This is a genomic window from Ensifer sp. LC11, from assembly GCF_001695835.1.
Taxonomy (GTDB): domain Bacteria; phylum Pseudomonadota; class Alphaproteobacteria; order Rhizobiales; family Rhizobiaceae; genus Ensifer.
On sequence record NZ_MBSO01000012.1, the window covers coordinates 506,919 to 519,853 of the forward strand.

The following is a 12,935-nucleotide window of genomic DNA, read 5'->3' on the forward strand; positions in this document are numbered from 1 at the left end:
CGGGGCGTCGCACCCGCCTAATCCGCACTCAGCGCCACCGCCGGCTGCAGGCGCGAGGCGTTGCGGGCGGGCAGGAAACCGAAGGCGAGACCGGTGAGGAAGGCGCAGGCGAAGGCGAGCGCGACGGGGCCGAGGGTGAAGGAGACGGGCATGCCGAACTGGCCGGCGAGTGCGCCGGTGCCAAGCCCGAGCAGCACGCCGAGCGTGCCGCCGATCAGCGAGACGACCAGCGCCTCGATGATGAACTGCAACAGGATATCGCGCTGGCGGGCGCCGGTTGCCATGCGCACGCCGATCTCGCGGGTGCGTTCGCTGACCGAGACGAGCATGATGTTCATGACGCCGATGCCGCCGACGAGCAGCGAGATCGCGGCGACCGAGCCCAGGAACAGCTTCAGCGTGTTCGAGGTCTCGGTGAAGGCCTCGCGCACGGAGGACATGTTGGTGATCTGGGTGTCCTGGCGCTTGTGGCGCTGGTCGAGCAGCGCCTGGATCGTCTGCTGGGTGATGTCGATCGCCGAGCCGTCCTTCACCTGCACGGTGATGGTGCGCACGTTGCGCTGGCCGAAGAGGCGGATGCTGCCCGTTGTCAGCGGCACCAGCACGACATCGTCCTGGTCGTTGCCGAAGGAGGTGGCGCCCATCTCGGCCATCACGCCGATCACCTGGAAGGGGATCTTGTTGACGAGCACATATTGGCCGATCGGGTTGTCGCCGTCGGGAAACAGCGTCTTGACGACCGTCTGGCCGAGGACTGCGACCGGTGCATAGGTGTCCATGTCGTTCTGGTTGATGAATTCGCCCTTGGCCATTTTCCAGGATTTTGCCGTGGTGAACTGAGGCACGGTGCCGTTGGCGGTCGTCTGGTAGTCGATATTGCCGTGGCGGAGCGTGACGGAACTCGTCATTTCCGGCACGGCGAAGGCGACGTTCGGCACGTCGAGGATTGCATCGGCGTCGGCCGGAATGAGCGTGACGTTGCTTCCCCCCGCACTGCCGCGGAAATTCGCCATGCTCGGCCGCACCACGAGCAGGTCAGAGCCCATGGACGATATGCGGCTTAACACCGAATTTTGCGCGCCCGTGCCGATCGCCAGCATCGCGACGACAGAGCCGACGCCGATGACGATGCCGAGCAGCGTGAGGATGGTGCGGAAGAGATTGGCCTTCAGGGCCCGAAACGCCATCTTCACCGCTTCGGTGACGTCGGCGATTGCGGCCGAGCCTTCGCTGACATGGCGGGCAAGAGCGGCTGCACCTTCGGCGTTCACACGGGCCTTCTTGGCGCGGTCGGCGACGATGCGGCCGTCATGGATCTCGATCAGCCGGTCGGCCTGTTCGGCGACCTCGCGCGAGTGGGTAATGACGATGACCGTGTGGCCCTGCGCGTTCATGTCACGCAACAGCGCCATCACGTCCGAGCCGCTCTGGCTGTCGAGCGCGCCGGTCGGCTCGTCGGCAAGGATCACCCGGCCGCCGTTCATCAAGGCGCGGGCAATGGAAACGCGTTGCTGCTGGCCGCCGGACAGCTGGTTCGGCCGGTGGTCGAGCCTTTCGCCGAGCTTCAGCGCTTCCAAGAGCGCCTCGGCGCGGTCGTGCCGGTCGCGGGCCGACATGCCGGCATAGACGGCCGGCACCTCGACGTTTTCCTTGGCGCTTGCCGTCGGGATGAGGTTGTAGCTCTGGAAGACGAAGCCGAAGGTGCGGCGGCGCAGCGCCGCCAGCTCGTCGGTATCGAAGTGGGCGACACTCTCGCCGTCGATCAGGTAGTCGCCGCCAGTCGGCTGGTCGAGGCAGCCGAGAATGTTCATCAGCGTCGACTTGCCGGAGCCGGACTGTCCGACGATCGCCACGAACTCACCCGCCTCGATATCGAGCGAAAGGCCATGCAGGACCTCGACGGCGAGATCGCCGTTGAAATAGGTCTTGCTGACGTTGCGGAGCGAGATGAGTGCGGACATGGCCAGTCTCTAACCGATCCTCAGAACATCGGCGGCATGCGCATGCCGCGCGGCAAGCCGGCGTTACGGCCGCTGCCTGTTGTGTTCGATCCTGTGCCGACGACGACGGTCTCTCCCACTTCGAGGCCGCTTTTGATCTCGGCGCTGACGCGGTTGCGGATGCCGACTTCGACGTCGCGGGTCTCAACCGCGCCGGAAGCGGTGACGACGGAGACCTGCGCCCTGCGCCCTTCGCCCCTTGCTTCAGACGTGGCACCGTCGCGCCGGCCGTTACCGTTGCCGCCCGCGTCACCCGTTCCCTTGCCCGGATAGGTGAGGGCGGACGCCGGCACGATCAGCACGTCCTTGGCCGCGTCTCTGACAAAGAACACCTGCGCGCTCATCGACATCATCAGCTCGCCGTCCGGATTGGGCACGTCGAAAAGCGCGTAGTAGAGCACGACGTTGTTGGTGGTGTCGGGCATCGGCTGGATCTGTCGCAGCTTGCCCGAGAAGCGTTTTCCGGGCTGGCCGAGCAAGGTGAAATAGGCGTCCATGCCAACCTTCAGCCTGGTAACATCGGCTTCCGACACCTGCGCCTTGACGGTCATGGTCGAGAGATCGGCAATGGTGACGATGGTCGGCGTCGTCTGGTTGGCGTTCAGCGTCTGGCCGGCCTTGGCCGGATTGGCGACGATGGTGCCTGAAATCGGCGCGTAGATCTTGGTGTAGCCGAGATCGACCTTGTCGCCGGCAAGCGTTGCCTGCTGCTTGCGGATCTGCGCCTCGATGGCGTTGACGTCGGCGCCTGCCGCCGCAAGGTCGGCGACGGCCTGGTCCAGCGTCGATTGCGGCACGCCCTTGGTCACGACCAGATTGCGCTGCCGGTCGATATTGGCCTGTTTCAGCACGAGCTGGGCCTTCTTGGAAATGAGCTGGGCCTGAAAATTGGCAAGCTCCGCCTGGTCGATCTCGATGCGGTTTTCGATGGTTGCCGGGTCGATCTCGGCAACCAGCTGGTTCTCGGTGACCTTATCTCCAATAGCGACGTGCAGTGCCTTCAGCTGGCCGGAGACCTGCGCACCGGCATCGACGGAGTTGACGGCGTCAAGCGTGCCGACGGCGGTGACGGCATTCTCGATATCGCCGCGCGCCACCATGTCGGTTACGACAGCCGCTGAGGCCGGGTTTTCGCCATAACGCGTCCAGCCGTACCAGGCAGCACCGGCGACCGCGAGAACCACCGGCACCCAGAGCCAGCGCCGCGTGCGGCGCCTGCGCTTCACCTTCTGCACCGCACCGGGAATGAAGGTGACATTGGGGGCCGCCTCGTTGCGAGGCGTGGTCTCGGCTCGCGCCGTCTTGATCGCCTTGTTCATCGCTTGCGCCTTGTCCGGCAAATTCCCTTCTCAAAATAGAAGCGAACGGGGCGGGCGAAAAGCATTGAGATCATTATATTTTCGTAATCTTTCTCATCCGCGCCGCGGCAACGGCGCCCACGATGGCGGGCACCCGACGGTTTCGCGCGCCATGACCGGCTTGTCAGCCGCGTGGGGCAACCAAAGCGGCGACGCGACGACGGCGCCGTTGATGCGACGGCCACTGCCGTCGGTTTGGCCGCAGACCCGGCGGTTGCGCGATGACGAAAACCGCCTTCTGGCTGAATTCGTCGCCCGCAGACGACAGATCGCTGTGGTCGTTGCGGTCTGTCGTTTGCGACCAGCCTTCGCTGTTCTCTTGATGTGTGGCGTCAACTGTCTGAGAGGCGACAAACATCGATTATCACCCGTTGTCGGTATTTATTCCGATTTTCTCGTCGTGTTATTCTGGCTGTACACGGTTCGTTGTTAGGATTGGAAGTTGTGCGATGGCCACGAAATCCCGGACGGACGAAGAGAAGAATGTCGTTACCGCCGGAATAGCCGTCCTGTCGGTGCTTCTGGCCATAACATCGCAATTTTCCTGCTCGTGGTGCGGACAGACAATTCAGTTGTTGCCGAATTTGTTAGCAATCGGCCGCATTACGGTGATTTGAAATTGAAGGGCCTGTTTTGCGTCTTCTTTGTCGCTTGGGGTTGTTTTGCTTATTCGCAATTATACTTTCAATTTGACTATCTGAAGAAAAGTTCGAATAGTATTGAAGCAAGTATGACGTTCGTCAATTTTCTCAGGTTGCTTACTGTCTGTCTCATTCTGATGATGACGACGGTGATTTCATTTCTGATGCCGTTTTTATATTTCCTATTGAGCTAGAGCCACGCAAAGCCGCCGTTGGCGGCTCCTGGCCAAGAGCCACAACACCTCAAGACAGAGGCCCAACGGATCCAGCGGCTGCGTCTATCCGCACCGCCGAAATTTCGCCCCCTTGTAAGAATCGTCTTGACGCTCAGATGACGCTTCACTAGAACAATGCGAACCGTACCGTACGGTACTGATCGGGAGCGAGGCGACGTGCAGATGACTGCGGCGATAAGGGAGGCGGATGCCGGGGAGGGGCTGACGGAACGTCAGGGCGCCGTTCTCGAGCAGGCGTTGCGTCTTCTGGTCGACGGCGGCGAAAAGGCGCTGACGACCGCCGGCATCGCGCGGGCCGCCAATTGCTCCAAGGAAAGCCTCTACAAGTGGTTTGGTGATCGCGACGGCCTGATCTCGGCGATGATCGGCTTTCAGGCGAGCAAGGTGCGCACCCAGGACGTTGCCGCCCGCGCGCTCGATGCCGAGAGCCTGCGCGGCAATCTCGTCACCTTCGCCAAGGATCTGCTGGAGGTGCTCGCCGGCGACGTGTCGCTGGCGCTCAATCGCCTGGCGATCGGCCAGGCGAGCCGCGATGGCTCCAAGCTCGGCCACATGCTGCAGGAGCGCGGGCGCCGGCAGATCGGCCGCCGCGCGGCCGCCCTGCTGGAAGCCGGGCGCAAGGCGGGGCTGCTTTCGTTCGATGATGCCGACGAGGCCTATGGCGCGCTCTATGGGCTCGTCGTCTCCGACTGGCATCTGAAGATGCTGCTCGGCGAAGAGGCCGGCGAAATGAAAAAGGGTTTCAGCCGCAAGGCGGAGCAGGCGGTTTCAGCCTTCCTTTCGCTTTACGGCACGAAAAGGTAACGGCCTGCAGCGGTCGCTGCGGCACCAAGAATTGCTGTATGGCTCCGGATCTCCAGGGCGATATAGCGGACACAACTGAAAACAACGGGAAGGACCACAAAAATGCGCGTCTATTACGATCGTGATGCTGACATCAACCTGATCAAGTCGAAGAAGGTCGCCATCGTCGGCTACGGCAGCCAGGGCCGTGCCCATGCGCTGAACCTGAAGGATTCCGGCGCCAAGGAAATCCGCATCGCGCTGAAGCCGGGTTCGGCAACGGCTGCCAAGGTCGAGGCCGATGGTCTCTCGGTTCTCTCGGTTGCGGAAGCCGCCAAGTGGGCCGACCTCATCATGATGGCGACGCCGGACGAACTGCAGGCCGAAATCTACAAGGCCGATATCGCTGGCAACATCCGTGACGGCGCTGCGATCGCCTTTGCCCACGGCCTCAACGTTCACTTCGGCCTGATCGAGCCGAAGGCTTCGCTCGACGTCGTCATGATCGCGCCGAAGGGGCCGGGCCACACGGTTCGCGGCGAATACCAGAAGGGCGGCGGCGTTCCCTGCCTCGTTGCCGTTCACCAGGACGCTTCGGGCAACGCCCTTGACCTCGCGCTCTCCTACGCCTGCGGCGTTGGCGGCGGCCGTTCGGGCATCATCGAAACCAACTTCAAGGAAGAGTGCGAAACCGACCTCTTCGGCGAACAGGTCGTTCTGTGCGGCGGTCTCGTCGAACTCATCCGCGCCGGCTTCGAAACGCTGGTCGAAGGCGGCTATGCTCCGGAAATGGCCTATTTCGAGTGCCTGCACGAAGTGAAGCTGATCGTCGACCTGATCTATGAAGGCGGCATCGCCAACATGAACTACTCGATCTCCAACACGGCCGAGTGGGGCGAATATGTCACCGGTCCGCGCATCATCACCGAAGAAACCAAGGCTGAGATGAAGCGCGTCCTCAAGGACATCCAGACCGGCAAGTTCACCTCCGAGTGGATGCAGGAATACAAGTCGGGTGCCGCCCGCTTCAAGGGCATCCGCCGCGTCAACGACGCCCACCAGATCGAGGAAGTCGGCGCCAAGCTGCGCGGCATGATGCCCTGGATCGGCAAGAACAAGCTGGTCGACAAGGCGAAGAACTAAGCCTTATCGATATCAGGATGGAAGGAAGCCGGGGTTTTGGCCCCGGCTTTTTTCATGCGAATGGCAGCTCGCTTTCACTCATCCTCGTCCTTGTGGCGGGATGTGAGCCGTCGGGTCAAAAGGCCTCTCAGCCCAAGGACTTGGGCTGGCTGGATTTCTGTGACAGGCACAGAAATGAGGGAGATATTGGCTGGCGTCGGTGAGCGGCAAGGAGCGTCAGGCCCTGTGCAGGATAAGAGCGCAGGCGGCCCTTATGTCGTCGATGACTGCGGTGGGCTCCGGTTGGAAATGGTGCTCGTCGCCATCGCGGTATTTGCCGGTGCGTACCAGAAGAGCCGTTCCGATCCCGGCGGCAAGCGCGCCGGCAATATCGCTTTCGGCATCGTCGCCGACCATGACGACGTCCTTGGGTTCAAGGCCCATGCTTGCGGCGGCGGCGAGGAAGAAATTCGCCGCAGGCTTGCCGAAGAGCCGCGCCTTGACGCCACTCGCATATTCGAGCGCCTCGACGAAGGGGCCGGCATCGAGGCTCAGCCCGCCGTCGCGGTGGCGGAAGAAGCGGTTGCGGGCGAGCGCGAGGAAGGGCGCGCCGTTCGAAAGCGCGCGGAACGCGGCATTGAGCCTGTCATAGCTGAAGCGCTCGGCGGCATCGCCGAGCACGACCGCAACGGGACCCTCCGCGCGACAGTCGGCGAAGTCTTCTTCGAGGGCAGGGTGCACCAGCAGATGCGGCTGGTGGCCGTTCCTCTGGAGCCAGGCGCGGACGGCGGCAACCGGCGTGAACACTTCCTCGGCGGCACAATCGAAGCCGAGGCGCTGGAGTTGGGCCAGCAGTTGACGCTTGGCCTGGCGAGTGGTGTTGGTCAGGAAGCGGATTGGAAGGCCGGCGTCGCGAAGGCGCGAAATCGCCGCGACAGCACCCGGCAGCACCGTGTCGCCGTCGTAGAGCACGCCGGAGAGATCGAGCAGCACACCTCTGGCCATGGCAAGAGACTGCATGAGCGAATACTCGTGGTCAACGGCTAGCGGTTACGATCGGTAGCGCGCGCAGCGTGGCGCAGGACGGGGGATGCGGCGGCAGTGCTCGGTAGTGGGCGCGCGGCTTGTCAATTAGTGATTGCGAATATTCTCGCATTCTGACATTCTGGTCGAAGCTGATCTCGCTGCAACTTTTCGGGGACAGGTCAGATGGCGCGCGTATCGATCAAGGATTACGCGGGAACTCACGCTGTGAGTGAGAGTGAGATCGTCTCTCTTCTTCTGAAGTACAACTTGGACCTTCGCCCAAGCGGCCGAGATCAAACGGTCGACGGCGATGCGCTAGACAAGTTGCGTGGACTCGAAAGCGACGCAAAACGAACCCAGAGCCTTCGTTCCGAACTGGACCAGGCGAACTCCGACTTGGTCAAGGAAGAGCGATCAAATTCCTGGATCTCTGCATGGGCTGGTGCCGCCTCCGCGTTCTTCGCCTTTATCGCGGCGGGGCTGTCGATGTGCTCGACAAAGACCGCAGAAGATCAAATGAGGAGTTCGTTGGCAGCCACTGATGCGAAGAACCGATACGAGGTTCAGATCCTGATCGCGAACAAGCTCACGGAAATTGCATCGGTTAGCAATGCGAACGGGCAGGCAGGGGAAACCGAAACGCTAAACAGGCTGTTTGACCTCAACAATGCGTTCGTGATCGCAAATGATTTCCACGAGGATGGCGGCTTCAATGTCGGTTGGGAGCAGTTCATCGAAAGAAATTGCGGCCAACTGAGTAAAGTCAACTATTACCAGGGCACCGTCGATCCGCTCGCGCAAACAAGAGTGATTTGTGAAGCAAATCTGAAAAAACAGCCTGCAGATCCTGTCGGGGGAGTGAAATCACCATGATGGACGTTCGCTTGAGACGGCCAATGCCATTCGTCGCGCTCGTGCTCGGTGTGGCTTTGTACCTTTCAACGGATCTTCGGCCCGCCTCGGCGCAAACCGCGACACCTACGCCGCCACCGCAGAGCCAGGTTGAACTGATCGATCACAATATCAAAAAATTCCAGAAGGAGGCGGGACTCGTCGACGAAGGAAACGAAATCGGAAAAGCGGCGGGCGCCTTGGCGGACGGCAATTGTCAGATAGGTGTGGCCCTGGCAGCCATCGCTAAGGGGAAAGACGCCGATTTCGCTGGGGCGATGAAATCGGCGTCGTCCAGCTACGACATCGCCGTACAATCACTGGAGTCCCTGACAAAGGACAAGCGCTACAAGAAGAAGATCAGCAGCCAGCATGCTTCCTGGTTGATTGATACGGGACTGTTTACAGATCCACCGCGGACGCAGAACGACATTCTGCTTCAGATCCTTAGCCTGACGCAAAAAGCGAAGGAAGCGGCTGACCGCATTGCCAGTGGCAACGGAACCGACGTCGATTTATCCCTTCTCCTCGATATTTCATCGAAAATCCCGCGACTGCTGATGGTCTTCATCAAAGTCGTCGCGGCCGCCTGAAGCGAGGCACGTGTGGCCGGCCGCCGCCGCGGCGACGTGCCGTGGCCCCTACTGCGCGGCGTCTTTCAAGACGCGCAAACGCCACTGTAGCGTTTTAAATTCTGCATGTTCTCGTTCTGAAGTCGGCAAGGATTCAAGGAAACATTCAGTAGGAAGCCTGCCAGGCTTGCAGGCGCTCCACCGTCGTCGTCGCGCCGCCGCAGGCGATGATCAGCACGCGCTCGTATCCGGCCAGCCGATCGGCATGGGCATAGGCGAGCGAAAGGGCGGCCCCGCAGGCGGGCTCGACCAGGACGCGGTGATCGTCGAGGAAGCGCATGCAGGCGCTCGCTGCGTCCGCGTCGCTGACGACGACGCTTTCGACCGGGCGGGTCCGGCTCAGTTCGAAGGCGCGGTCGCTGACCTTGCGGGCGCCGAGCGAAGTGGCGATGCCGCTGACCGAGGCAAGCTCCACCAGCGCGCCGGCCTCGATCGAGGCGGCAAGCGAGGCGGTGCCTTCGGTTTCGACGGCGAAGATCGGAACCTGCTGCAGCCCGTTGCGCCGGAGCCCCTCGGCGACGCCGGCAAAAAGCCCGCCGCCGCCGACCGAAAGCACGACCGCGTCGAAGGCAAGGCCCGATCTGACCACCTCGTCGATGACAGTCGCGTGTCCGGTCCACAGAAGCGGATCGTCGAAGGGATGGATGAAGGCGGTCTCGGCATCGACGGAGGCAAGCGCCTCAGCATTGGCCTCATCCCAGGCGGCTCCGTGCACGATCACTTCGGCACCCTGCTGGCCGATCAGGCTCTTTGCCCGCTCGGTCGTCGTTTCGGGAACGAAGACCGAGACGGGGATCGAGAGGAGGCGGCCGGCATAGGCGACCGCCATGCCGGCATTGCCGCCGGACGACGAGACGAAACGACGCTTGCCGTTTTGCGCGTGGTGCTCGCAGGCAGCGCCGACGCCACGGATCTTGAAGGAGCCCGGCGGCTGCAGCGCTTCCATCTTCAGAAAAATGGAGCGGCCCGAGGCGAGGCTGAGCGGCACGGATTCGATGAGGGGAGTTTCGAGGTGAAGTGGCATGGGATGCCCCGTTGAAAGCGCGATGTTGATGGTTGCCGGCCGGCATAAGGCTGCGGGTGCTAATCCGGAAGCCATCTGCTCCCGATCGCCTCCTTACTGCATGGTTCTTTTGATCGTCGCCGATCAAAGACAAAACCATGCAGCAGCGCAAAGTGCTACAGCGACTTTTGGGCGTCTGACAAGACGCGCGGCGCTGTGGCGCAATGGGAAGGGGTCGTGACGGATGGCCGCGCGATGTTGCGGGGATGGGATGGGGCCGCGGCGCCTGCTACCAGAAAAGGCCGTTCACGGTCATCAGGGCGACGAAGATCAGGGACAGGACGAGCGACGCCTTGATTGCCGCCAGCGTGTAGTCGTATCGCCGAATTCTGAGTGCAAGTGTGTGGAACATCTGTTCCTCCAATCGTGAGGGATTTGAGTTGCCGTCAAGTCCAGGCGGGACACCGCGCCAGCAAAGTGGCCGTGGCGAGAACAACTGCTCCGCCGACACAAGACGCGGCGGCTCTCAGTTGCGTATCAGGTCCGCGCGCTGCCGCGGACGCCATGCTGCCGTCGATAAAGGAAAAAATGGCGGGTTCGGAGCCCTCACGCCGCGCTAAGCCAAATCGGCCAATGTCGAGCTTCAAACAATGCGCCTCAAATGTGCCCGGCACAAGGCGACCTACAAGGGCGACCCACAAGCGCGACCTGCAAGGGCGATCCACGAGCGCGCCACATGTCGAGGAGCGCGTCGGCCTTCGAGGTTCAAAGGGGTTTCTGGCCTTTGCCGCGGCGTGGTGCCGGAGGCGGCTTCCAGGCGGGTCAGGGGAGGCGCCGGGCGCCGGTGTAGCAGGTGATCTCACTGGATCTGCGCGGCGCGCCTCCCTCGTTTTCCCACCGTTCGAGATTGGCGGTCTCAAGTTGCCGAGGGGTACGCGGTCCGTTTCGACCCTGCAGCTCGGCAAGCAGCGTGTCCGCCCTGGTAATGCCGGCCTGGAACCGTCGGACAAGAAAGGTCGCGGCAAGGCGAAGGCTTTCCTGATCATCGAGGTCGACGTGCTGATGAAAGCCTGCACGCCGCAGCACGCCATCCAGCATTGCTAGGTCGGATGGAGCCAAAGGGTGCCGCTGAACGGATGACATGAAACCTCCTTCTGTTGAAGGGAATGTCGTGTGGCCAGCTAAGCCCTTGCCCGATGTCCGGGCTGTCGCGTTCAATGATAGCCGCAATCACGGCCGGCGCGATTTCCGCGACGGCTTGGTTGCGACCACCTCCGCAACCGGTTCGGCGGCGGCGCGCTCAAGGCGCTGCGCCTTGAGCTTCTCGGTCTTCTTGTCACGGGCGATCTTTTCGGCAGCGACGATTGCCCTTGCCGTGTGATCGGTGGCGGCCGCCTTATCGCTCGACGAGGTTTTGGCCGGTTTAAAGGCTGCGTTGGGGTTTGGCGTCATGACCTGTCTCCTGAAACGGGCGGGTGCTGGCCGACCCCGAGATCTGGAGCATCCTGCCCTCAGGTGGGATCACCGTGGGGCAGAGAGATGCTCACAGAATCGAAGTGCTAGAGCGTGCTTATGCGTTCATGAACGCACGGCGCTTTAGCGTGGTCGCACTGCTTTCTTGGGCGCCGGCAGCAGGCCTTCGCGCTGAAGCTTCTTGCGCGTCAGCTTGCGCTGGCGCCGGATTGCTTCTGCCTTTTCGCGCACGCGCTTTTCCGAGGGCTTTTCGTAGCTGCTGCGCGCCTTGAATTCGCGGAACAGGCCTTCACGCTGCATCTTCTTCTTCAAGACGCGCAAAGCCTGCTCGACGTTATTGTCTCTAACGAGTACCTGCAAAACATGTTCTCCTGTTGTCGATCGGGGCGTGCGTTCGCACGCGTGATTATTTACCGGGCCTGGTGCTCAACGGCTTGAGCCAGGGGCCGGTGGGATCCGCCTGAGCCGTGCCCTGTGCCGCGATCTCGGTGTGTTCGAGGTCGGACTCGAGGACGCAGCGTTCGAACGTCTCGCCTTCGACCCGTACACGATAGCGGGCCTCGCCGCGATCCGTGGGCAAACGGCCGGCGATCCTGCCGAAGGGGCTGTTCAAGGCCGACTGCGTGGCGCTTGCCTTCAGCTTGACCTTGTCGCCGATCTCATAGGCCATACGGCGCATGACGAGCTCCAGTATCGAGAAAAGACGGCTGCAAAGACGCAAAAAGGCCGGGTTGTTCCCCCGACCTCTTCTCGTCATTCAAGCGCCTCCCTGCCAGTACATCCGTGGTCAGGGATGGGCGAATGACAAATTATTCCGCTCTGAGATTGTCAGCCGAGCTCTTGCCCGATTTGCGGTCGGCAACAACGTCAAAAGTCACCTTCTGACCCTCAGCGAGCGAGCGCAAGCCGGCGCGTTCCACTGCGGAGATGTGAACAAACACATCCGTGCTGCCGTCGTCAGGTTGAATGAAGCCGAAGCCCTTGGTGCCGTTGAACCACTTTACTGTGCCCGAAGCCATGATGATTTCCTTTCAATCGTGGAGTTTACCAGAAAATATTTCTCTGGCGGTGATCGATATTTGAGAGGAGATCTGGCCGCGCAGAAGCGCTGTGTCAAAGGTCACAAGCAATATTCGATGAACCGATATATAGACGATACTTTTTGAAACTCAATGAAAATATTAGATTATTTGCGCCGGGGCGATCGCGAAAACATCGCCAAAGGCCTGAAATAGCGGGTTTTTCCTCGCTTTATTTTTCTTGCCCTGCGCGCGTTTGAAAGAGGGTTGCGATGTTGTTCGGCGTCGCTTGCGAAAGCGGTCGCCGCTCTTTGACGCGCGGGCAGTCTCGGGATGCCGGTACCTGTTGTGGAGCTGAGTTGGATCGCCGCAGGACATGTCCGATGCGGCGGGCCAAGTCGGAAGACGTCGTGGCGGCGGCGCGCTTGTCATCGGCGCACCGCCCCCGCTTGTCAGGCGGTGGTGAAGGTCTGCGGCGAGACCTGCAAAGCGGCGGCGATGCGCTGCAACTTGGTCGGATCGGTATCCGCGCCGAGCTCGATCTTGGAGATTTCAATTTCCGTCAGGCCCGTCGTGACCGAGAGGTCATCGACCGAGTAGCCGGCGGATTCACGCGAACGCTTTATGGCAGCTCCGATTTTGACGCGGGACAAAGATGCACCCGGAGCTTTGTGTAGGTCTTTCTTAAAGGACATGAAGTGTCTCCTTCGTTGGTCCACCGGCAAGGGACTGCCGGGTGAAGGGGGCCCAA

At 61.6% G+C, this 12,935-nt stretch carries 17 protein-coding genes; 7 read left to right on the forward strand and 10 right to left on the reverse strand.

Annotated elements, in window-relative coordinates; genetic code table 11:
- Positions 1–17: 17 nt before the first annotated feature.
- Both BBX50_RS11145 and BBX50_RS11150 read right to left on the reverse strand, forming a co-directional pair.
- Complete coding sequence (locus tag BBX50_RS11145; protein WP_065775356.1) at positions 18–1,961, reverse strand: MacB family efflux pump subunit; 1,944 nt, start codon at positions 1,959–1,961, stop codon at positions 18–20.
- Between the two features lie 20 nt (positions 1,962–1,981).
- Positions 1,982–3,319 (reverse strand): efflux RND transporter periplasmic adaptor subunit, encoded by a 1,338-nt coding sequence (locus BBX50_RS11150; protein WP_065775453.1) that lies wholly within the window; start codon positions 3,317–3,319, stop codon positions 1,982–1,984.
- On the opposite strand from BBX50_RS11150, the gene BBX50_RS29820 reads away from it, so the two are divergent.
- The 4 genes from BBX50_RS29820 (at position 3,303) to ilvC (ending at position 6,161) form a co-directional block, all read left to right on the forward strand.
- Positions 3,303–3,791, forward strand: a complete 489-nt coding sequence (locus BBX50_RS29820; RefSeq protein WP_139108448.1) for a hypothetical protein — start codon at positions 3,303–3,305, stop codon at positions 3,789–3,791. The genes BBX50_RS11150 and BBX50_RS29820 overlap by 17 nt on opposite strands.
- Before the next feature lie 16 nt (positions 3,792–3,807).
- On the forward strand, positions 3,808–3,975 hold the full coding sequence (locus tag BBX50_RS30265) for a hypothetical protein (protein ID WP_161490867.1): 168 nt from the start codon (positions 3,808–3,810) through the stop codon (positions 3,973–3,975).
- Positions 3,976–4,391: 416 nt separating this feature from the next.
- Positions 4,392–5,039 (forward strand): TetR/AcrR family transcriptional regulator C-terminal domain-containing protein, encoded by a 648-nt coding sequence (locus BBX50_RS11160; RefSeq protein ID WP_065775358.1) that lies wholly within the window; start codon positions 4,392–4,394, stop codon positions 5,037–5,039.
- Positions 5,040–5,141: 102 nt separating this feature from the next.
- Entirely contained in the window at positions 5,142–6,161 is a 1,020-nt protein-coding gene (gene ilvC / locus BBX50_RS11165) for a ketol-acid reductoisomerase (protein WP_065775359.1), read from the forward strand.
- A gap of 216 nt (positions 6,162–6,377) precedes the next feature.
- On the opposite strand, the gene BBX50_RS11170 is transcribed toward ilvC, so the two are convergent.
- Entirely contained in the window at positions 6,378–7,160 is a 783-nt protein-coding gene (locus tag BBX50_RS11170) for a TIGR01458 family HAD-type hydrolase (RefSeq protein WP_244513133.1), read from the reverse strand.
- 189 nt (positions 7,161–7,349) lie between these two features.
- On the opposite strand from BBX50_RS11170, the gene BBX50_RS11175 reads away from it, so the two are divergent.
- Both BBX50_RS11175 and BBX50_RS11180 read left to right on the forward strand, forming a co-directional pair.
- Complete coding sequence (locus BBX50_RS11175) at positions 7,350–8,039, forward strand: hypothetical protein (protein WP_065775360.1); 690 nt, start codon at positions 7,350–7,352, stop codon at positions 8,037–8,039.
- Positions 8,040–8,062: 23 nt separating this feature from the next.
- A complete protein-coding gene (locus BBX50_RS11180; protein WP_141687214.1) occupies positions 8,063–8,650 on the forward strand; it encodes a hypothetical protein in 588 nt (195 codons plus the stop codon).
- A 145-nt stretch (positions 8,651–8,795) separates the two neighbouring features.
- On the opposite strand, the gene BBX50_RS11185 is transcribed toward BBX50_RS11180, so the two are convergent.
- Positions 8,796–9,713, reverse strand: coding sequence for a pyridoxal-phosphate dependent enzyme (locus BBX50_RS11185; RefSeq protein ID WP_065775362.1), 918 nt, complete (start codon positions 9,711–9,713; stop codon positions 8,796–8,798).
- Between the two features lie 268 nt (positions 9,714–9,981).
- Complete coding sequence (locus BBX50_RS30935; protein ID WP_274533998.1) at positions 9,982–10,104, reverse strand: hypothetical protein; 123 nt, start codon at positions 10,102–10,104, stop codon at positions 9,982–9,984.
- Positions 10,105–10,613: 509 nt separating this feature from the next.
- On the opposite strand from BBX50_RS30935, the gene BBX50_RS11190 reads away from it, so the two are divergent.
- Positions 10,614–10,796 (forward strand): hypothetical protein, encoded by a 183-nt coding sequence (locus BBX50_RS11190; RefSeq protein WP_065775363.1) that lies wholly within the window; start codon positions 10,614–10,616, stop codon positions 10,794–10,796.
- A gap of 126 nt (positions 10,797–10,922) precedes the next feature.
- Here the strand turns inward: BBX50_RS11190 and BBX50_RS11195 are convergent, their stop codons facing one another.
- From BBX50_RS11195 to BBX50_RS11215, 5 genes are all read right to left on the reverse strand, one after another.
- A complete protein-coding gene (locus tag BBX50_RS11195) occupies positions 10,923–11,144 on the reverse strand; it encodes a hypothetical protein (RefSeq protein ID WP_065775364.1) in 222 nt (73 codons plus the stop codon).
- Positions 11,145–11,288: 144 nt separating this feature from the next.
- Positions 11,289–11,525 (reverse strand): 30S ribosomal protein S21, encoded by a 237-nt coding sequence (rpsU, locus tag BBX50_RS11200; protein ID WP_065775365.1) that lies wholly within the window; start codon positions 11,523–11,525, stop codon positions 11,289–11,291.
- A 46-nt stretch (positions 11,526–11,571) separates the two neighbouring features.
- Positions 11,572–11,844 carry a hypothetical protein gene (locus BBX50_RS11205; protein WP_065775366.1) on the reverse strand — a complete coding sequence of 91 codons (273 nt, stop codon included), beginning with the start codon at positions 11,842–11,844 and terminating at the stop codon, positions 11,572–11,574.
- Positions 11,845–11,974: 130 nt separating this feature from the next.
- On the reverse strand, positions 11,975–12,184 hold the full coding sequence (locus BBX50_RS11210; protein ID WP_065775367.1) for a cold-shock protein: 210 nt from the start codon (positions 12,182–12,184) through the stop codon (positions 11,975–11,977).
- A gap of 452 nt (positions 12,185–12,636) precedes the next feature.
- The gene (locus BBX50_RS11215; protein ID WP_065775368.1) at positions 12,637–12,879 is read right to left on the reverse strand and encodes a helix-turn-helix transcriptional regulator; all 243 of its coding nucleotides are present in this window, start codon (positions 12,877–12,879) and stop codon (positions 12,637–12,639) included.
- Between the last annotated feature and the right edge of the window lie 56 nt (positions 12,880–12,935).